Origin of the sequence: Knoellia remsis (genome assembly GCF_003002895.1) — a bacterium.
Taxonomy (GTDB): domain Bacteria; phylum Actinomycetota; class Actinomycetes; order Actinomycetales; family Dermatophilaceae; genus Knoellia; species Knoellia remsis.
The window spans coordinates 1-19,877 of sequence record NZ_PVTI01000038.1 but is presented as its reverse complement, the minus strand read 5'-3'; the positions used below and the strand labels follow the sequence as shown (position 1 = coordinate 19,877).

Annotated in this window: 19 protein-coding genes; 14 read left to right on the top strand and 5 right to left on the bottom strand. The window is 70.0% G+C overall.

Translation table 11 applies throughout. The features are described from left to right. Positions 1 to 25: 25 nt before the first annotated feature. Positions 26 to 1,132 carry a mechanosensitive ion channel family protein gene (locus tag BCF74_RS15935; protein ID WP_106298939.1) on the bottom strand — a complete coding sequence of 369 codons (1,107 nt, stop codon included), beginning with the start codon at positions 1,130 to 1,132 and terminating at the stop codon, positions 26 to 28. A 261-nt stretch (positions 1,133 to 1,393) separates the two neighbouring features. Here BCF74_RS15935 and BCF74_RS15930 point away from each other — a divergent pair, with 261 nt between their 5' ends. The 8 genes from BCF74_RS15930 to katG all read left to right on the top strand — a co-directional run bounded on the left by BCF74_RS15930 (position 1,394) and on the right by katG (position 8,827). After that, positions 1,394 to 1,999 (top strand): DUF6318 family protein, encoded by a 606-nt coding sequence (locus tag BCF74_RS15930; RefSeq protein WP_146133016.1) that lies wholly within the window; start codon positions 1,394 to 1,396, stop codon positions 1,997 to 1,999. 488 nt (positions 2,000 to 2,487) lie between these two features. Next, positions 2,488 to 2,910: a hypothetical protein gene (locus tag BCF74_RS15925; RefSeq protein ID WP_106298937.1), complete on the top strand. Its 423-nt coding sequence runs from the start codon at positions 2,488 to 2,490 to the stop codon at positions 2,908 to 2,910. 71 nt (positions 2,911 to 2,981) lie between these two features. Beyond that, positions 2,982 to 3,425: a hypothetical protein gene (locus tag BCF74_RS15920; RefSeq protein ID WP_106298936.1), complete on the top strand. Its 444-nt coding sequence runs from the start codon at positions 2,982 to 2,984 to the stop codon at positions 3,423 to 3,425. Beyond that, a complete protein-coding gene (locus BCF74_RS15915; RefSeq protein WP_106298935.1) occupies positions 3,422 to 3,616 on the top strand; it encodes a hypothetical protein in 195 nt (64 codons plus the stop codon). Before BCF74_RS15920 ends, BCF74_RS15915 begins: the two co-directional genes overlap by 4 nt. Then, positions 3,609 to 3,767: a hypothetical protein gene (locus BCF74_RS17440; RefSeq protein ID WP_170070281.1), complete on the top strand. Its 159-nt coding sequence runs from the start codon at positions 3,609 to 3,611 to the stop codon at positions 3,765 to 3,767. The genes BCF74_RS15915 and BCF74_RS17440 overlap by 8 nt, the downstream gene beginning before the upstream one ends. Before the next feature lie 507 nt (positions 3,768 to 4,274). Beyond that, a complete protein-coding gene (locus BCF74_RS15910) occupies positions 4,275 to 5,852 on the top strand; it encodes an alkaline phosphatase D family protein (protein ID WP_106298934.1) in 1,578 nt (525 codons plus the stop codon). Between the two features lie 201 nt (positions 5,853 to 6,053). Beyond that, positions 6,054 to 6,569: a Fur family transcriptional regulator gene (locus BCF74_RS15905; RefSeq protein ID WP_106298933.1), complete on the top strand. Its 516-nt coding sequence runs from the start codon at positions 6,054 to 6,056 to the stop codon at positions 6,567 to 6,569. After that, positions 6,566 to 8,827, top strand: coding sequence for a catalase/peroxidase HPI (gene katG / locus BCF74_RS15900; RefSeq protein ID WP_177426679.1), 2,262 nt, complete (start codon positions 6,566 to 6,568; stop codon positions 8,825 to 8,827). Before BCF74_RS15905 ends, katG begins: the two co-directional genes overlap by 4 nt. Positions 8,828 to 8,905: 78 nt before the next feature. Here the strand turns inward: katG and BCF74_RS15895 are convergent, their stop codons facing one another. After that, a complete protein-coding gene (locus tag BCF74_RS15895; protein WP_106298932.1) occupies positions 8,906 to 9,613 on the bottom strand; it encodes a M50 family metallopeptidase in 708 nt (235 codons plus the stop codon). 44 nt (positions 9,614 to 9,657) lie between these two features. Between BCF74_RS15895 and BCF74_RS15890 the strand changes: the two genes are divergently transcribed. Further along, positions 9,658 to 10,401: an MOSC domain-containing protein gene (locus tag BCF74_RS15890; protein ID WP_170070280.1), complete on the top strand. Its 744-nt coding sequence runs from the start codon at positions 9,658 to 9,660 to the stop codon at positions 10,399 to 10,401. Continuing rightward, on the top strand, positions 10,398 to 11,819 hold the full coding sequence (locus BCF74_RS15885) for a dihydrolipoyl dehydrogenase family protein (RefSeq protein ID WP_106298930.1): 1,422 nt from the start codon (positions 10,398 to 10,400) through the stop codon (positions 11,817 to 11,819). The genes BCF74_RS15890 and BCF74_RS15885 overlap by 4 nt, the downstream gene beginning before the upstream one ends. On the opposite strand, the gene BCF74_RS15880 is transcribed toward BCF74_RS15885, so the two are convergent. Further along, complete coding sequence (locus BCF74_RS15880; protein WP_106298929.1) at positions 11,722 to 12,933, bottom strand: NAD(P)-binding domain-containing protein; 1,212 nt, start codon at positions 12,931 to 12,933, stop codon at positions 11,722 to 11,724. The genes BCF74_RS15885 and BCF74_RS15880 overlap by 98 nt on opposite strands. Positions 12,934 to 13,153: 220 nt before the next feature. Between BCF74_RS15880 and BCF74_RS15875 the strand changes: the two genes are divergently transcribed. After that, positions 13,154 to 13,585: a MarR family winged helix-turn-helix transcriptional regulator gene (locus tag BCF74_RS15875; RefSeq protein ID WP_106298928.1), complete on the top strand. Its 432-nt coding sequence runs from the start codon at positions 13,154 to 13,156 to the stop codon at positions 13,583 to 13,585. A 109-nt stretch (positions 13,586 to 13,694) separates the two neighbouring features. Then, positions 13,695 to 14,915 (top strand): MFS transporter, encoded by a 1,221-nt coding sequence (locus tag BCF74_RS15870; RefSeq protein WP_245889407.1) that lies wholly within the window; start codon positions 13,695 to 13,697, stop codon positions 14,913 to 14,915. Between the two features lie 100 nt (positions 14,916 to 15,015). Here the strand turns inward: BCF74_RS15870 and BCF74_RS15865 are convergent, their stop codons facing one another. Both BCF74_RS15865 and BCF74_RS15860 read right to left on the bottom strand, forming a co-directional pair. Then, positions 15,016 to 15,957, bottom strand: coding sequence for an alpha/beta hydrolase (locus BCF74_RS15865; protein WP_106298927.1), 942 nt, complete (start codon positions 15,955 to 15,957; stop codon positions 15,016 to 15,018). Positions 15,958 to 16,012: 55 nt separating this feature from the next. Next, positions 16,013 to 17,647 carry a DEAD/DEAH box helicase gene (locus BCF74_RS15860; protein ID WP_106298926.1) on the bottom strand — a complete coding sequence of 545 codons (1,635 nt, stop codon included), beginning with the start codon at positions 17,645 to 17,647 and terminating at the stop codon, positions 16,013 to 16,015. Positions 17,648 to 17,973: 326 nt separating this feature from the next. Here BCF74_RS15860 and BCF74_RS15855 point away from each other — a divergent pair, with 326 nt between their 5' ends. Then, positions 17,974 to 18,891: an ROK family protein gene (locus BCF74_RS15855; RefSeq protein ID WP_106298925.1), complete on the top strand. Its 918-nt coding sequence runs from the start codon at positions 17,974 to 17,976 to the stop codon at positions 18,889 to 18,891. Continuing rightward, entirely contained in the window at positions 18,888 to 19,817 is a 930-nt protein-coding gene (locus BCF74_RS15850; RefSeq protein ID WP_170070279.1) for a 1-phosphofructokinase family hexose kinase, read from the top strand. Before BCF74_RS15855 ends, BCF74_RS15850 begins: the two co-directional genes overlap by 4 nt. Positions 19,818 to 19,877: the final 60 nt, after the last annotated feature.

The window sequence follows — 19,877 nt, the reverse complement described above, 5'->3', positions numbered from 1 at the left end:
GCGTCACCACCGGCACGAACCTGCACTAACCTGACCCCGCGACCTGGGGAACTTCGATGAGCAACTCTGGGGAAATTCGCTGAGCGCCGTCACCACCACGGTCACCATCACCGTGCAAGTCGCGGCGGCGACGCGTGTCCTCCGGCGGTTCCGGCGTGGCGTTGCCGGTCGACTCGTGCAGCTGCTCCTGGGTGGTCCGCAGCGGGTCACGGTCCGGAGCCGGCGACGCGGCCTCGGTACCAGCGGGAGCACCCGTCGGCGTCATGGGCTGGTAGCGCGACGACGCCTCCGCCGTCCCGGCCGCACCCGCGGCGCCAGCCGCGCCGGCCCCAGCGCCACCCGAGCCAGAAGAACCAGCACCAGACCCAGCCGAGCGGTCATACGAACCGGACTGACCGGCATACGACGAACCGCCCGAACCTGAACCGCCCGAACCCGAGCCAACCGAACCACGCGCAGCGCGCGCCTCGGCGGCCACCTGCGGAGCCTCGCGCTCCATCCGGTTCAGCCAGCCTTCCCAGCGCTGCTGCATCGGCCGCACGAGACCGCCGCCGACACCGACCACGAGGACGCCACCAATAGTGGCGAGCACTGCGATCAGCACCGGCGTCGTCACGGCCGTCGCGACCTCGACCTGCTCGAGCGCCGCGATCACACCGAGCGCGAGGATGAAGATGCTCGCGATGTTGGCGAGCAGCCGCCCATAGGAGAGGCCGCCGAGCGAGCCCTGGATGAGGTTCTTCGCGCCCGCGGCGATGGCCGACGCGACGATGATGATGACGATCGCGACGACGATCTTCGGGATGAACGCGATGACGCTCGACAGCAGGTCGCTGATGGGGTTGGGCCCGAAGACGCCGAACGCCATCTGCAGCACGAACAGCACGAGCGCGTAGTAGACGAGCTTGCCGACGATGTCACTCGCGTCGAAGCTCGAGTTCGAGAGGGCGCGCTTGACGCCGCCGCGCTCGACCCAGCGGTCGAACCCGACGCGCTCGAGGAGCTTGTCGACCGCCTTGCCGATGAGCTTGGCGACGATGAGACCGATGATGAGGATGGCCAGGAACCCCAGGAACTTCGGGGCGAACTCGACGATCGAGCTCCAGGCATCGTCCAAGGCGTCGTTGTTCATGACGCACCTCCTTGCGGGGCGCCGCGTGGGCACCCTCGTATGACGGGCGTGCTTCGTGCGTCGTGGGTTTACCCGCCCGTATGCCGGCCAAACGCCTCTGTGGATAACTCGCCAGGACTGTGGCTGGGTCCGCGAGACTGGTCACATGACGCGTTCCGGATGGCACTTATGGGCGGAGTACGCCACTCTTGAGGGCAGGAAGCGGTGGTCGGCTGCTCGTGGTGGAGCGGTGGCCGCTGGACGACGGAGGGGTACTTCACGATGACGTCACGCAAGACCATGTCGTATGCCGGTGCGCTGGCGAGCGCTGTTGCGCTCGCCTTGGCGGGCTGCAACGGAGGGGACAAGGAGGCGACGGCCAGTCCGACGCCGAGTTCGTCCGGTTCGTCGGCAACGAGCTCGCCGAGTGGTTCGGGGAGCGCGAGCGCCTCGGCGACGCCAAGTCCGACCTCGACGGTACGCATCCCGTCCAAGGCGCAGGCCAAGACCGAAGAGGGCGCCATCGAGTTCGCCAAGTTCTACGTCCTCGAGATGAATCGCGCGGATGTGAGCTCTGACTCCAGCGTGTTCAGAGCACTCTCCGACAGCAGTTGCTCAAGCTGCAGCGAGATCGCTGACATCGTCGACCAGAACAAGGCCGCCGGTACGCGCCTAGACAAGGTCACCATGACCGTGAATGACGCTTCCGTTCTCGACGACTCTGGTGATGGTTACACAATCGGCCTCCTTGTCGACGAGGCCCCCTCGCAGCGACTTGATCGCCAAGGGAAGGTGATCAGCAAGAATCCTGCCGGGCGTCTCAACATTGAGTTGGGGCTCAAGAGGTCCGGGGACGGGTGGTCCGTGCAAGCACTGGAGATCAAGTGATGTTCAAACGTGCCATTGCGCCCCTCGCGGCAGCGCCGTTGATCGTGATCAGTGCACCTGCCCCCGCGGAGGCGGCTCCATGCCTCACATCAGCGGCAGCCTGTTACAAGGCGAAAAAAAAGACCCCGGGCCAGACCCCAACGCCAAAGCCTTCGAGCGCTTCCAGCGGGAACAGCAACCAAGTTGTGGCCGAGAACCCATACGATTACCGGCTTGTGCTGGCGTGTGGTTCTCGTCGACGGTCATCACCTGACAGCGCAAGCGATGAGGTGTGTCGATATGCGATGACCGCATGTCAATACAGGCAACCCCCCTCGGACGAGATTCTCTATTACGTCTGGCGGCGGCCCAAGGACCTGAGCGCCGGCTGGACCTTCGCGGGGCAGAGCTGCGGTGGCTTGGATACTCCTGCCCCCGCGCCGCCGCCAGTTCCCACCGCAGGTCAGATCCTGACGGCGTTCAAGGCGTTGCCGTTTGCGAAGCCGACGGTGAACATTCAGCCCGAGGGTGACGTCACGCTGGTCAACCTGCCGACGTACTACGAGGCGCAGTGGCCGGCGACGGGTCTCAAGCCGGGCGACATCAGTAAGCCGCTTCAGCTGCTCTCGTGGTCGATCGAGTTCCGGATCGACCCGGCGGCGTACAACTACTCGTTCGGTGACGGCACCGAGTCGGGCTGGACCGAGGACCAGGGTGGGCCGTACCCGGAAGGCACAGTGCGGCATACCTATAAGGACACCGGCGAAGGGCCGGTGAAGGTCGATGCCCAGCTCACCGGGTCGTACCGCGTGAACGGTGGCGCGAACTGGATCCCGCTCGACGGGTTCGCCGACCTGCAGGACGAGCCGGTCACGACGATCACCGTCCGCGAAGCCAAGGCCCGCCTCTACGGCCCCAACGCCTCCCGCTGACATTCTGTTTGCTCAGGTCACCGACGCTGTCAGGACCCTGAGTCAGAATCGAGCCAACCGGGAGGGACGGAATGGCGGATTTCCCATCGCTGGACATCGTGCGCGCGGAGTTCGACGTGCGGCTGGAAGAGCAGACCAGGCTTGCGTCGGCGTTCGATACGCGCGCAGGCGTGGTGGTCGGTTTCAGCGGCGTGCTCATCGGACTGTCGGCATCCACGCAGTCGTGGTTCCACTTCGCCGCCCAGGTCCTGGCGGCGGTCGCCGCTGGAGTCGCGCTCTGGGCCATCTGGTTCCGGGTCGCCGGCAGCGTTGACCCTCGAGCCTTGCGCAACGCCTATCTGAACTCCGCCCCAGAGGTGACAAAACTCCGCGTGCTCGACACCAAGATCTGGCTCTTCGAGCAGGATGAAGTGCGGTTCAGAGCGAAGGTTCGGAGGCTGACGTTCTCACTCTGGCTGCTGGGAGGAGCGGTCCTCCTGCTGCTGTTGGGGAGTACCGTGGAGGTGTTCGGATGAGGGAGTACATCATGACCACCCTGCGCGCGACCGCACCTGACGCCGAGACGCCGGCCGTTCCACCCCTGCGCCCGGACCCTGCGCTCATGGACAACAGCGAGGGCAACGAGACTCTGCTTGCCCAGGACCGTCGCCGGGCCGAGGAGTATCTCGAGCGCCTGGGTTTGGAGATGGGTCAAGCCCATGAGTGAAACCGAGGGCGTGGATCCCACGCAAGATCAGGAGCCGGTGCCGCCAGTGGAGCCCGATCCAGAGATCATCACCGTTTCACTTAAGGCTTCGGGCACGCCGCAGCGGTCGTCTGGAGGAGAGGTTGTGACCGGTCAATCCAAAGACGAGTGACTTGGAGACGGTCAATCAACCCTGTCCACAGGTGCTTGGGGACAAGATGGGGATAACCCGCGATCACGGTGGACGACGAGACCAGTGTTGTGGACGACACGCCACACGCCTGTGGACACGAAAATCTCTTCAAGAAACTTCGCCAAACCCCTTGTGCCACTTGCGCATTCGGGCGTAGAAATCTCTCACGCACTCCTCTCGTAGGAGAGCGGGACACCTCGGAACCGAGAGTCCACACAGCGGCTTCGGCCGCTGCGAGAGCCAAGTGACGCGGCCCTCGGGACTGGAGAAGATGAGATGTCGATCGGGATCGTCACATCGACCGATCACCCGAAGGGCCCTTGGAACTCATACTTCCAAGGGCCCTTCACCTGTCCCCGGCCTCTCGCGGTCCCGGTCCGGTCCCGTACGCGGGTCCGCGGTTGGGTCCGTATGCCGCGAGGTCGCCCCACGCCGTTGGCCGCAGCGTCGCTCAGTGGTCACCCGAGCGCAGTAGGACTGAGACCCATGACCACCACCCCTCGTCATGACCTCGACCGCCGCCGCTTCCTGACCTCGCTCTCGGCCCTGGCCGGCGCGGCCGCCCTCGCCCAGCTGCCCGTCGACCGGGCCAACGCCACCCCGGCACCAAAGAACGGCGGCTACCCCTTCCGCCTCGGCGTCGCGAGCGGCGACATCGACAGCACGAGCGTCGTCCTGTGGACCCGCCTCGTCCCCGAGCCCTTCGAACCCGGCGGGGGCATGCCGCCCAAGAAGGTCCCCGTCCAGTGGCAGATCTCCCGCGACGAGTCCTTCCGCAGGATCGTGCGAGCCGGCAGCTCTTGGGCCCTCCCCGAACTCGCCCACTCCGTCCACGTCGAGGCAGACGGGCTCGAGCCCGATCGCGAGTGGTTCTACCGGTTCCGCTACCGCGGTGACCTCTCCCCCGTCGGCCGCACCCGCACCGCTCCGAGCCCGACCGCCACCGGCACCCAGCTCGCCTTCGCCTTCGCGAGCTGCCAGGCGTGGGCCGACGGCTATTACCCCTCGTACCGCCACATGGCGAGCGAAGACCTCGACCTCGTCCTCCACCTCGGCGACTACGTCTACGAGGGCGGCATCCCCAGCAACGGCGGCTACCGCAAGACCCCCGTCCCCGCCGTCCTCCAGCAGGCGCCGCGCAACCTGGAACGCTGGCGCATGCAGTACGCCCTCTACAAGTCCGACGAGCAGCTCCAGCTCGCCCACGCCCGCTTCCCGTGGATGGTCACGTGGGACGACCACGAGGTGCAGAACGACTACGCCAACACCCAGTCACAGTACGAAGGTGACATCAGCGCCCTGCGCGCCGCGGCATACCAGGCCTGGTACGAGCACCAGCCGGTCCGTCGCCCCTCCCGCTCCGCGACGAGCCCGGTCATCTACCGCCGGCTGCAGTGGGGCGCCCTCGCCCAGCTCGACCTCGTCGACGGCCGCCAGTACCGCGACGTCCCGCCCTGCGGCTGGGGCGAGGCACCCGCGTGCGCCGCGGCATACGACCCGAAGGTCACGATGCTCGGCCACACCCAGGAGCGATGGCTCTACGACGGGCTCGAGACCTCCCGCGCGCAGTGGAACATCCTCGGCAACAACGTCATGCTCGCCCGGCTCGACCACGACGGCCCCGCCGGCGACCGCCTCTGGCACGACGCCTGGGACGGCTTCCCCGCCGCCCGCAAACGCCTCACCGACACCTGGACGCGAGCCAATGTGTCGAATCCCGTTGCGGTGACAGGCGATTGGCACTCGACGTTCGTCAACGACATCCACGCCGACTTCGACGCCGCGAACTCACCCGTCGTCGGCACCGAGTTCGTCGGTACGTCGATCTCGAGCAACGGCGACCGCTCCGTCTACGGCCCGTACTACGGCCCGATGATCCCGTTCAACCCGCACATCCGGTTCTTCGACGGCGACCGGCGCGGCTACATGCGCGCCACCGTCCACCGCTCGCAGCTGCGGGTCGACTTCCGGACCGTCTCGACGGTCAGCACGCCGGACGCGCCGGAGTCGACGTTCGCGTCGTGGGTCGTCGAGGACGGCCGCCCCGGCGCCATGCGGGTCTGACCGACCCACCGGCCCGTCCCAACTTGCCCACGCGGAACGTGGGACCCGTCGCCCCATGCCGGAACCTTGGGTGAGGTGCAACTACCGTTCCCGCACCTCACTCAACCTTGTCGCATGGGGCGGGAAAGTTGGGGAGCCGGGATGGGGAGGGGAGGGGCGTTTTCTTGACACATTCAAGTTACGTGCGACAGAGTGGCGCCCATGGCCGAGACCGAGCACGCCGTGCCGACGGAGCACGTGCACCTCACCCATGAGGGCATGCTCCGGGCCGCGCAGCTCCGGGTCACCAGGCCACGTCTCGCCGTCATGGACGCCCTCCACGAACGGCCCCACGCCGACACCGGCACGGTCATCGCGCTGGTGCGCGGACGGCATACGAACGTCTCGCACCAAGCCGTCTACGACTGCCTCCACGCGCTCACCGACGCCGGTCTCGTCCGCCGCATCCAGCCCAGCGGCTCCACCGCGCGCTACGAGCTGCGCGTCGGCGACAACCACCACCACGCCGTATGCCGTTCGTGCGGCTCGATCACCGACGTCGACTGCGCGGTCGGCTCGGTTCCCTGCCTCCACGCCGACGACCCGCAGGGCTTCACCATCGACGAGGCCGAGGTCGTCTACTGGGGCCTCTGCTCTGTGTGCCAGGACGCTGCCGACGACTCACAAGACCAATCCCCTACTCGCACAACCCAACCCACGATGGAAGGACGACGATGACGGTCCACGACCAGAAGCCCGACGACGCCGAAGTCAAGGAGATGAACGAGCCGGCCGGCTCCGCCGGTGCCGCCGGCACGCAGTCGGAGATGGCTGCCGAGGACGCGGGCAAGTGCCCCGTCATCCACAACCTCCCGCACCCGACCGAGGGCGACGCCAACCAGGACTGGTGGCCCAACAAGCTGAACCTGCGCATCCTCGCCAAGCACCAGCCGGTGTCGAACCCGCTCGGTGAGGACTTCGACTACGCCGCGGCGTTCCAGACCCTCGACCTCGCCGAGGTCAAGAAGGACATCGAGGCCGTCCTCACGACCTCGCAGGACTGGTGGCCCGCGGACTTCGGCCACTACGGCCCGTTCATGATCCGCATGGCGTGGCACAGCGCCGGCACCTACCGCGTCCAGGACGGTCGCGGCGGCGGTGGCCACGGCCAGCAGCGCTTCGCCCCGCTCAACTCCTGGCCGGACAACGGCAACCTCGACAAGGCGCGCCGCCTGCTCTGGCCGGTCAAGAAGAAGTACGGCTCGTCCCTCTCCTGGGCCGACCTCATGATCCTCACCGGCAACGTCGCGCTCGAGTCGATGGGCTTCAAGACGTTCGGCTTCGCCGGCGGCCGCACCGACGAGTGGGAGCCGGACGACGACGTCTACTGGGGCCCGGAGAAGGAGTGGCTCGGTGACGAGCGCTACTCCGGCGACCGCAAGCTCGAGAACCCGCTCGCCGCAGTGCAGATGGGCCTCATCTACGTCAACCCCGAGGGCCCCAACGCCAACCCGGACCCGGCGCTCGCGGCGCACGACATCCGCGACACGTTCGGCCGGATGGCGATGAACGACGAGGAGACCGTCGCCCTCATCGCCGGTGGCCACACCTTCGGCAAGACCCACGGTGCCGCCGACCCCGGTGAGTACGTCGGGCCCGAGCCCGAGGCCGCGCCGCTGCAGGCCGACGGCCTCGGCTGGATCAGCAGCTACAAGTCGGGCAAGGGTGCCGACGCCATCACGTCCGGCCTCGAGGTCACGTGGACCCCGACCCCGACGAAGTGGGGCCAGGGCTTCTGGGACATGCTCTTCGGCCACGAGTGGGAGCTGTCGAAGTCGCCCGCCGGTGCGAGCCAGTGGGTCGCCAAGGACGCCGAGGCGATCATCCCCGCCCCCGACGAGGGTGGCGCCAAGCGTCTCCCGACGATGCTCACGACCGACCTCGCGCTCCGCGTCGACCCGGCATACGAGAAGATCTCGCGCCGCTTCCACGAGAACCCCGAGGCATTCGCCGACGCGTTCGCCCGCGCCTGGTTCAAGCTGACGCACCGCGACATGGGCCCGGTCGAGCGCTACCTCGGCCCGGAGGTCCCGACCGAGGAGCTGCTCTGGCAGGACCCGATCCCGGCGAACGAACTCGGCACCACTGCTGAGAACATCGCCGCCGCGAAGGCCGCCATCGCCGAGTCCGGTCTCGACGTCTCGCAGCTCGTCAAGACCGCGTGGGCCGCGGCGAGCAGCCACCGCACCAGCGACATGCGCGGCGGCGCCAACGGTGGTCGCATCCGCCTCGAGCCGCAGCGCAACTGGGCCGCGAACGACCCGGCCGAGCTGGCCACGGTCATCGCCAAGCTCGAGGAGATCGCCTCGGCGAACAACATCTCCTTCGCCGACACCGTCGTCCTCGCGGGCAACGTCGGCGTCGAGCAGGCCGCTCGCGCAGCGGGTGTCGAGGTCGAGGTGCCGTTCACCCCGGGCCGCGGCGACGCGACGCAGGAGCAGACCGACGTCGAGTCGTTCCAGTGGCTCGAGCCGGCGGCCGACGGGTTCCGCAACTTCGAGAAGCCCGACAACCGGCTCCCGGCGGAGTACTCCCTCGTCGACAAGGCCAACCTCCTCGGCCTGTCGTCCCCGGAGATGACCGTCCTCGTCGGCGGACTGCGCGTCCTCGGTGCGAACTCCGGTGGCTCGACGCACGGCGTCCTCACCGACCGCGTCGGCACGCTGAGCACCGACTTCTTCGTCAACCTGCTCGACCTGGGCACGACGTGGAAGCCGACCGACGGCACCGACGGCTCCGACACGTTCGAGGGCACCGGTCCGCAGGGTCAGACGTGGACCGGCACGCGCGCGGACCTCGTCTTCGCGTCGAACTCCGAGCTGCGCGCCGTCGCCGAGGCGTACGCCGCGGACGACGCGAGCGAGAAGTTCGTCCGTGACTTCGTCGCGGCATGGGCCAAGGTCATGGACCTCGATCGCTACGACGTCAAGAAGTAGCAGTTCCCCCTTCGACTTATTGCGCACAGTTCGCATGCGAGCCCCGGCGAGCATGCGAACTGTGCGCAATAAGTCGTACTAGGACAGCAGGTCGCGGACGATGAGGGCTGCGGCCCACGTCGCCGCGGCGTGCACCGCGAGGAACGTCGTGGTCCAGAGGATCGAGGGTATGCCGGTCAGCTGGCTGAGCACGGCGGGGTCACTTCCGCGGTCCCTCCGACCGTCGAAAGCGACGACCGCGAGGTGGCGCCATGACCCGGCCAGCAGCACGAATCCCGTTGTCGCGAGCACCAATCCCTGCACCTCGTCGTCCCGCCACCACCACAGCGCCCCGACCAGTGCACCCACGGCGACAACGGTCACGAAGGTACCCACCGACCGCACGAAGACCAGCGCCACGACGAGCGCGAGCAGTCCCGCTGACAGCAGCGCGGCGGCATACCCGCTCGAGACGGACCACAGCATGAGCAGGCCGACGAGCGCGGGCATCGGGTAGCCCGCCCACGTCGTCGCGATGCGGCCGAGGCCGCGCGCCGGGCCGACCGTGACGGCGTGTCCGGACATGTCGCCGCGGACGACGAACCCGGTGAAGCGGCGGCCACTCAGCACGCCGACGAGGGCATGGCCGAGCTCGTGGACGAGGGTGACAGCGATGCGCAGCCGCAGCCACAGGCCGGGGACGAGCACGACGATCGCCGCGAGGACGGCGGCCACGCCGAGGGCGCCCGGCGGCAGACCCGGCATCGCCGCGGCCCACCGGGTCGCGATCTCGCCGCCGATGTCCATGGGCGCCGACGGTAGCCGCCCGGACTGTGTGGGAGTCTCGTCGGGTGCAGTCCTCGCCCCGGATCACCCGACTCGGTCTCGCCGCGCTCAAGGGCACCCGGCACGTCGACCTCGACCAGATCGACGTGGACGCGCACGGACCGGTGGGTGATCGACAGTTCTGCCTCGTCGACCCGGCGACGAACAGGGTACTGCGCAGTGTCGAGAACCCTTCTCTCACAAGGCTCGTCGTGCGGGTGTCCGGCGATCTCATGAGTGTGGCTCTGCCCGACGGGCAGGTCGTCGAGGCGTCGACCCGAGACCGCGACGGGGGTGAGCAGGTCAGCGACTATTGGGGGCGCGGGGCGCGGCTGACGCTGCAGGACTGCTCGCTGACGTCGATCTTCGCGGAGGTTGCCGGTCGTGAGGTGACGCTCGCGCGGGCGGACCGCGGCGACGTCATCTACTACGACGCGGTCTCGCTCGTGACGACCGGCGCGCTCGCGCGTCTCGCCGCGGCCGTTGAGGCCGACGGGTATGCCGTGCCGTCGGCTCTCGATGCTCGCTTCCGGGCGACGGCGACGCTTGAGCTTGACGTGGATCCGGCGCCCGGGACGCGTCTGCGCCTCGGCACGGCAACGGTCGAGGTCACGCAGGCCCTGGAGCGGTGCGCGGTCGTCGACATCGACCCGGCGACCGGGCGGCGCGACGATCGGCTCCTGCCGCACCTCGTGTCGGGCGATGGGCGGCTGCTCTTCGGCGTCGGCGCCGTCGTGGTGCGGTCGGGCAGGGTTAGCGTGCAGTCATGAGCGATGCGGAGCAGGTCGAGGAGTTTGACGTCGTCGTCATCGGCGGTGGCCCCGCCGGCGAGAATGCCGCCGACTACGCCATCCGCGGCAGCGACCGCACCGCCGCCATCGTCGAGGCCGAGCTGCTCGGCGGCGAGTGCAGCTACTGGGCGTGCATGCCGAGCAAGGCCCTGCTGCGACCACTCGACGTCGCCGCATCGGCCGCCCACCTCGGCGGGCTGAGCGAACCGGTGCTCGACCGCGACGCACTGCTCGCCCGCCGCGACTCGTGGGTGTCGAACTGGAAGGACACCGGCCAGGTCAAGTGGGCCGATGGCGCCGGCATCACGGTCGTGCGCGGCCGTGGGCGACTGGCCGGGGAACGGGTCGTCGAAGTGGCCGGGTCGGACGGTTCGACGCGCACCCTGCGGGCTCGCTCGGCGGTCGTCCTCGCCACCGGGTCGGTTGCGGTCATCCCCGAGCCGTATGCCGGCCTCGCACCGTGGACGTCGCGCGACGCCACCGCGGTCACCGAGGTTCCGGAGTCGATCGCCGTCATCGGCGGCGGCGTCGTGGCCGTCGAGGCGGCACGCTGGTTGGCCGCCCTTGGGTCGGACGTGACGCTCATCGTTCGCGACGACCGGTTGCTCGGCCGGGCCGAGGATGTCGTGTCCGACTTCGTCGTCAAGGGCTTGCAGGACAACGGAGTCGACGTCCGGCTCTCGACCGAGATCACCGACGCCACGCGCGTCGACGCTGACCCGGATGCCTCGGTGGGGACCGTCCACGGTGGGCCCGTCACGCTGACGCTCGCGGACGGCATACGGCTCGAGGTTGCCGAAGTCCTTGTCGCCACTGGACGGCGACCGGCCACCGACGACCTCGGTCTCGAGTCGGTCGGGCTGAGCGCCGAGGACCTGCGCGGCGTGACGAGTGGCGACCCACTGCCGGCGTGGCTGCACACGGTCGGTGACGTCAACGGGGCCGCGCCGCTGACGCACTGGGGCAAGTACCAGGCGCGGCTCGTGGGGCGGCGGATCGCCGGTGATGACGATGCGGCCGAACTGGCGGACGTGCCCAACGACGTGCCGGTGCCGCAGGTCGTCTTCACCGACCCGCAGGTGGCGTGGGTCGGGATGACGTCGGCCGAGGCCCGCGAGAAGGGGCTGACGGTCACGGTCGTCGACACGGACTACACGTCGGCGTCGGGCGCGGGGCTGCTGCGCGACGACGCGACCGGGACGTGCCGGCTCGTCGTCGACACCGACCGCGGTGTGCTGGTTGGCGCGACGTTCGTCGGACCCGAGGTGGCCGAGCTGCTGCACTCCGCGACGGTCGCCATCACCGGCGAGGTGCCGGTGGCGCGGCTGCACCACGCCGTACCCAGCTATCCCACGGCGAGCGAGGTCTGGCTCCGCCTCCTCGACCAGCTGACCTGAGGCTCCTTCTCAGGACGCGGTCGACCTCGGGGCTGCTGGGCGTGCTGCCGCACTGGGGCTGGGCGACCTGGCGGGACACCTCGAGCGCGGCGCGTCGGGCGGCGCGGCTCGCCCCGATCGTGCTCGCCGACGGGCCGTAGCCGACGGGGTGCACCCGGTGGTCGCGCGCCGCGGTCGTCGCGCCCTGGACGTTCCGGTCCACGCGTTCGAGGGGTATGCCGCCCAGCGGTCCGGGCAGGTCGAGTGGGTCCAGATGGTCCACGGCAGAACGGAATCCGGTCGCCCAGAGGATGACGTCGAACGGCTCGAGCGTCCCGTCGGCCCAGCGCGCACCGTGGGCCTCGAGCCGCTCGAACATCGGCAGCGGGTCATCAAAGGCGCCCAGCAGCCGGGCCTCCTCTTCCTGCTCGCGCAGCATGAGACCGGTGACCCCGACGACACTCGTCGGCGGGAGGCCGGCGACGACGCGCTTCTCCACTTCGGTGACGACCTCGAGTCCGGCATCGGGGTTGAACTCGCCGGTGCGCCACCGGGGCGGGCGGCGCGTCGCCCAGGCGACATCCGCGACGGGTGCGAGCTCGCCGATGAACTGGACCGCGGACGCGCCCGCCCCGACGACGAGGATCCGCTTGCCGCGCAGGTGTTCGCGCCCGGGGTACGTCGCGGTGTGGAACTGCTCCCCGCGGAAGTCCTCGCGCCCCGGGTAGTCCGGCCAGTTCGGCCTGGTCCACGTCCCGGTGGCGTTCACGAGGGTGCGCGTGCGCCATACGCGATCGCCCGCGCGGACGACGAGAAGGTCACCCTCGCTCGTGACCTCCGTGACCTCGACCGGACGGATGAGCGGGAGGTCGTGACGGCGCTCGTAGCCGGCGAAGTAAGCGGGGACGGCGTCGTTGGCGCGGCGGTCGGAGCGCACGGGCGCCGGCTCGCCGGGCAGGTCGGCGACCCCGTGGACATCGTGCATCGTCAGGGAGTCCCAGCGGTGCTGCCACGCGCCGCCGGGGACGGGGTTGGCATCGAGGACGACGTGGTCGACGCCGCGCTGGGTGAGGAAGTACGACGCGGCGAGTCCACCCTGCCCCGCGCCGATGACGATCGAGTCCCAGACCTCCACGAAGGGTGAACGCTGCGCGGCCCGCCTGTATGCCGCCCGCTTACCTCGGGGGTGACGGGGCACTGATTGCGCACAGTTCGCACAGCTCGCTCCGCTCGCCTGCGAACTGCGCGCAATCAGTGGTGTGGCCAAACGACTTATTGCGCAGAGTTCGCATCGGTCCTGCGAACTGTGCGCAATCAGTGGGGGACGGGGTTGCGATGTATTGGGAGGCTATGTAATGTCGCATCTCGTGACCCAGGAGAGCGTGATCGTCGACGGCGAGGCGTTGCTGCGCACCATCGCCCGGCTGCACCGACGGGCCACGCGGGACGCGAAGCTCGAGACCCCGGCACTGCTCCGGTTGCTGTCCCTCGTCGCCGAGCTCGGACCCGCCCGCATCGGCGACCTCGCCGCCGCGGACAGTACGAGCCAGCCGACGATGACCGCACAGATCCAGCGCGCCGAAAGCCACGGCTGGGTCACCCGAACCCCCGACCCCGACGACGCCCGCGCCAGCCGCATCGAGCTCTCCCCCGCGGGTCAGGCGGCCCTCGCCAAGGGGCGTGCCCGTCGTGGTGCAGCCGTCGCTCCCCTGCTCGACACCCTCGGCCCACGGGACGCCGCGACCCTCAACCGGGCCGCCGCCATCCTCGACAAGCTCCTCACCTGACCGCGCGCCTCGCCCGGCACACCCCGCCCGCGCGAGAACGGAACCCACCCCCGAACGCCACTGACCGGCATACGACACAACCACGCCAACATATATAGGAAAGCGAAACATGTCCGAGAACTCGATGTGGCGGCAGCCGCGCCCCGTGTGGGCCGTGGCGTTCGCGTCCGTCATCGCCTTCATGGGGATCGGCCTCGTCGACCCCATCCTCAAGCCGATCGCCGACGAGCTCGGCGCGTCGCCGTCGCAGGTGTCGCTGCTGTTCACGAGCTACATGGCGGTGATGGGGCTCGCGATGCTCCTCACCGGCGCGGTGTCGAGCCGTCTCGGTGCCAAGCGCACTCTCCTCGCCGGCCTCGTCATCATCATCGTGGGGTCTGGTCTCGCCGGTACCCAGGACGGTGTCGCCGGGATCGTCCTCTTCCGCGCGGTCTGGGGGCTCGGCAACGCGCTCCTCGTCGCGACGGCGCTCGCGACCATCGTCCGGTCCGCCCGTGGGTCGACGGCTCAGGCGATCATCCTCTTCGAAGCAGCGCTCGGTGTCGGCATCGCGACCGGTCCGCTCATTGGAGGGCTGCTCGGCGAAATCAGCTGGCGTGGGCCGTTCTTCGGCGTTGCCGGGCTCATGGTGATCGCGTTTGTCCTGACCTCGATCATGCTGCCGCCGACCCCGACGACGGGGCGACCGACAAGCCTCGGTGACCCGCTGCGCGCGCTGAAGCACCGCGGTCTGCTCGTCGTCGCGATCACGGCCATGCTCTACAACTTCGGCTTCTTCACGCTGCTGGCGTTCACGCCGTTCCCGTTGTCGCTGGGGGCGATCCAGGTCGGGTTCGTCTTCTTCGGCTGGGGCGCCATGCTGGCGTTCTCGTCCGTCGTCGTCGCGCCGCGGCTGCAGCACCGGTTCGGCACGCTGCCGTCGATCCACGCGGCGATGGGTGCGTTCGCCGTCATCCTCGCGGCGATGGCGCTCTTCACCGAGTCCAAGCCGGTGCTCATCGTCGGGGTCGTGCTCGCCGGGTTCGCGCTCGGCATCAACAACACCCTCATCACGGAGTCGGTGATGAAGTCGGCGCCGGTCGAGCGAGGCGTCGCGTCCGCGGCCTACAGCTTCGTGCGCTTCAGCGGCGGCGCGATCGCGCCGTGGCTCGCGGGCAAGCTCGGCGAAGGCGTGAGCGAGCACCTGCCGTTCTGGGTCGGTGCCGGTGCCGTCGTGCTCGCCATGGTCGTGTTGTATGCCGGCCGCGCGGCTCTCGCGCACCTCGACGACCCCGAACCGGCCGAGGAGGAGCAGCTCGACGAGGCGATGGCCCTCGCCCTCACCGACTGACCTCGTGCAGTCGTCTGGACCCCGACTTATTGCGCACAGTTCGCGTCGGTGATGCGAACTGTGCGCAATCAGTGGGAGAAGGGGTGCCGGGAACTGGCAATCAGTCGGAGCTGGGGGTGGCGGGGAGGCGGGTGTCGAGCCAGTCGAGGATGCCGGAGACGACTTCGTCACGGTTGGTCTCGTTGAGCATCTCGTGCCGGCCCTCGGGATAGATCACCGCCGTGACGTCGGTGACGCCGGCGGCGGAGTAGCGGTCGGCGACCTGGCGCGGCCCCTTGCCGTCGTCTCCGACGGGGTCGCGGTCACCGGAGATGACGAGGATCGGCAGGTCCGTCGGCACGGCCGTGAACGCTGCCTGCCGATTCACCTGCTGCAGTCCGCCGATGAGGTCCGAGTAGAACCCGGCCGTGAAGACGTTGCCGGACAACGGATCCGCGACATAGGCGTCCACCTCGGCGTCGTCGCGCGAGAGCCAGTCGAAGTCGGTGCGGTTCGGCTTGAAGGCGTTGTTGTACTGGCCGAAGGTGAGCTTGTCCATGAGGGTGGACGTATGCCGCCGTCCGCGCAGTCGCGCTTGGGTCGCTGCGACCCGCTTGCCCACTGCAGCGAGCGGCCCCGGGTCTCCAGCGGTGCCCGAGAGCACGAGGCCGGCGAGACGCGAACCGTGCTGTGCGGCATACGCCCTCGACAGGAACGAGCCCATGCTGTGCCCGATCAGGACGACGGGCAGGCCCGGGTGTTCGGCCTGCGCGAACTCCGTCACCGAGCCGAGGTCGCCGACGACGGTGGCGAAGCCGTCACGGTCGGCGAAGTAGCCGTGGTCGTCGCGTGAGCCGGTGCCGCCGTGACCGCGATGGTCGTTGGCGTAGACGGCATACCCGGCGCCGGTGAGTGCTTCGGCGAACCGGGCGTACCGCGCCGCGTGCTCGGCCATGCCGTGCGCGATCTGGACGATGGCGCGCGGCGGGCCGTCCGGCAGCCAGCGGTAGGTGTTGAGGGAGGTGCCGTCAGCGGCGCTGATGGCCAGGGTGCTCGACTCCATCGACGGCTCCTGTCACGGGGTGGGTGCTCGCAGGGCCGAGGCTATCGGCTGCGGCTCAGCCCCGGCGGCCTGCGCGTGAGCGCGTGGAGAACGCCGCCGCGCCACCCGAGCGTCCGGCGCTGCCGGAGCTGCCGGCGCCGCCGCCGGCGCCGCGGCCGGAACGCTGCGGCGCGCCGCTGCGCTGGGAGCCGCCCGAGCGCTGACCGCCGCGGGAGCCCTGGCTGGTGCCGCTTCGCTGACCGCCACCGCCACGCTTGCCGCCACCACGACGGTTGCCCTGGGAGGAGCCGTTGCCCCGGGACGAGCCGTTGCCCCGGGACGAGCCACTGCCCGACGTACCGCGGGCACCCCCGGCGACGGAACCACGCGAGCTGCTGGCCGGCATACCGGGAACGACGAACGCACCCGGGAAGGCGCGCTCACCCGGAGCGAGCTGCGCAAGCAGGGGGTGGGTCGGGCCGACCTTCGTCGTCGTGGGGTTGATGCCGGCCTTGCGGGTCAGGTCGCGCACGTCGCGCTGCTGGTCGTCCGTCATCAGCGTGACGACCGTGCCCGAGCTGCCGGCGCGGGCGGTCCGACCGGAGCGGTGGAGGTAGGCCTTGTGCTCGACCGGCGGGTCGGCGTGGATGACGAGCTGGACGTCGTCGACGTGGATGCCGCGGGCGGCGATGTCGGTGGCGACGAGGGTCTCGGCCGTGCCCGCGTGGAAGGCGTCCATCGTCCGGGTTCGCGCGTTCTGGCTGAGGTTGCCGTGCAGCTCGACGGCCGGGATGCCGTTTGCGTTGAGCTGGCGGGCGAGCTTCTTCGCGCGGTGCTTCGTGCGCGTGAAGACGACCTTGCGACCCGGCGCGGCGGCGAGGTCGGTGAGGACGGGGAGGTGGTGCGCCGGGGTGACGTGGAGGACGTGGTGCGCCATCGTCGCGACCGGGGACTGCGCCGAGTCGGCCTCGTGGGTGACCGGCGAGGTGAGGTAGCGCTTGACGAGGGCGTTGACACCCGAGTCGAGCGTGGCGGAGAAGAGCATCCGCTGGCCGGTGCGCGGCGTGCGGTCGAGGAGGCGCTTCACGACAGGGAGGAAGCCGAGGTCGGCCATGTGGTCCGCCTCGTCGAGGACGGTGATCTCGATGGCGTCGAGGGTGACGTGACCCTGGCCGATGAGGTCCTCGAGGCGGCCGGGGCAGGCGACGAGGACGTCGACGCCGCGGCGGACGGCCGCGACCTGCGGGCCCTGGCCCACACCGCCGAAGATCGTCTGCGACGTCAGGCCGAGGGGTGCGGCGAGCGGGATGAGGGCGTCGTTGATCTGGGTGGCCAGCTCACGGGTCGGCGCGAGGATGAGGGCGCGGGGGCGGCGGCCCTGCGCGGGCGAGCGGCGGTCGCGGCGGTCGCGGTGTCCGGCCCCGCTGGTGCTCTCGGCGAGACGGGCGAGGACGGGCAGCAGGAAGGCGTAGGTCTTGCCCGATCCGGTGCGGCCGCGGCCGAGGACGTCGCGACCGGCGAGGCTGTCGGGCAGGGTCGCCGCCTGGATCGGGGTGGGCGTCGTGATGTCGCGCTCGGCGAGGACGCGGGTGAGGGCCTCGGGAACGCCGTAACGGCCGAAGCCGTCCGCGGCGTCGACGGGGCTGCTCGAGCCGTTGCGCGAGCCGTTGCGCGAGCCGCTGCTGCGCGAGCCGGTGGGTGCATGGGTCATGGCAGTGTCAAGGGACACGAAGGGGTACTCCAGAGAGTTCTGATGCAGTCGGTTCTGCCCGGCGCGAGTCCGAGCCACGACGGGTGTCACGACATCTCAGTCGTGCTCGTCGGGCTTTCTCGGTCGCGGCGCGTCGGCATCGACAGTGAAGGTGGGAGAGGTCCGAGGCAGAACGGTGCGGACCACTGCTCCCAACCCTACCGGGGAAGCTGCCAAACACCCGCATCGCGAGCAGGCGGTGAGCTTTCGTCGCCTCCCGTGGGCGCGTTCATGGACCGCTCCGAAGCCTCCCCAGAAGGCCCCCTAGACTGCTGCGCGTGGCAACGATGCTGAGGGCGGGAGTCGACGTCGGGGGGACGCGCATCAAGTCCGTCCTCTGCGACGCGGATGGCTCAGTTCTGTTGTCCCGCACCGATATCACGCCATCTCGACCGGGTGAGGGGATCGTTGACGTCGTTGCCGACGTGGTCGCCGCGCTCACTGCCGACGCCGCCTCGTCCGGGCACGACGGGACGGTCGGCGCGGTCGGTGTCGTGGTGCCGGGCATCGTCGACGAGGCCAAGGGGTTGGCGTCGTTCTCCGCCAACCTCGGCTGGCGCGACCTGCCCCTGCGCGACCGGCTCTCGGAGCGTCTCGGTGTGCCGGCCACCCTCGGTCACGACGTGCGCGCCGGCCTGCTCGCCGAGCACCGGCTCGGTGCGGCACAGGGCGTGGCGGACGTGCTCTTCGTCCCGCTGGGAACCGGCATCGCGAGTGCTCTCCTCGTGCACGGGACGGTCGTCCGCGGGAACGACTGGACGGGCGAGATCGGGCACGTCACCGTCGACCCCGGTGGTCCTCGGTGCGGCTGCGGGCGACTCGGCTGCCTGGAGGCGGTGGCGAGTGCCGGCGCGATCGGCCGTGCGTGGCGGGACGCCGGTCACGACGGTGACGCGGTCGACCTCGTGCGGACGCTCGACGACCCCGCGGCCGACTCGGGTTCCCGGTCGGACGCGCGGCAGATCTGGGCGACCGCCATCGACGCCCTCGTGCGCGTCCTGGCGTCGGCCTGTGCGGCCGCCGGCACGCGGCTCGTCCTCGTCGGTGGGGGCCTCGTCCTCGCCGGCGACGTCCTGCTCACCCCGCTCCGCGAGGGCCTCACCGCCGCCCTCGGCCACGACCAGACCACCACCGCCCCTGCGGCGCTCGGCGACCGTGCCGCCGCGCTCGGGGCATCCCTGCTCGCCATGGAGGCCGCGCCGTGATCGTCACCTTCACCCCGAACCCTGCGATCGACGTGACGTATGCCGTCCCGAGCCTTCTCGTCGGCGAGAGCCACCGCGTGTCGGTCACCGGAACCCACGCCGGGGGCAAGGGACTCAACGTCGCCGGCGTCCTCGCGTCCATGGGGGTCGACCACGTCGCCGTCGCGCCGATCGGGGACGGCGAACGGGACTTCTTCATCGAGGACGCGGCGCAGCGCGGCATACGGCTCCAGATCGTGGAATCGCCGGTGGCGACCCGGCGTTCGGTCGCGGTCTTCGGCGCCGACGGACATGCGACGGTGCTCAACGAGCAGGGCGGCGTCCTGCCGGTGGCGGTGTGGGACCGAGTCACGGACGCGGTGCTGCGCTGCTGCTCGCCCGGCGACGTCCTCGCCATCGCGGGCAGCCTGCCGCCCGCGACACCGGAGGACGTGCTCGTCGAGCTGTGCCGTGAGGCGCACCGGGCCGGCGTGCTGCTCGTCATCGACGGTCGCGGCGCGTGGGTCGAGGACGTCCTGGCGGTGGCGCCGGCGCTCGTCAAGCCGAACGCGAGCGAGGCGACCTCGATGACCGGTCTCGCGGACCCGACCGATGCCGCACGGGCTCTCGTCGAGCAGGGCGCCTGGGCGGCGATCGTGTCGCGCGGCGCCGAGGGTCTCGTCCTCGTGACAGCCGACGGCCGGGTCGTGCAGGCCTCACCGAGCAGCCCGGGCGCCGGCAACGCGACGGGCGCGGGCGACGCGCTCACCGCCGCCGTCTGCGCAGGCATCGACGGGCGCGACCCCGCCGACGTCGACTGGACCGAGGTGCTGCGGACCGGGGTGGCGTGGTCGGCGGCGGCGGTCCGTCAGACCCTCGCCGGTGTCATCGACCGCACCGATGTCGACGCCCTCCTCGAAGAGGTCGTCCTCCTCGAACGCTCCTGACGCACGTTCGCTGGTATGCCGGGCGCGCGCCTTCGCGTCCCGATCTCACCCAATTGGGGG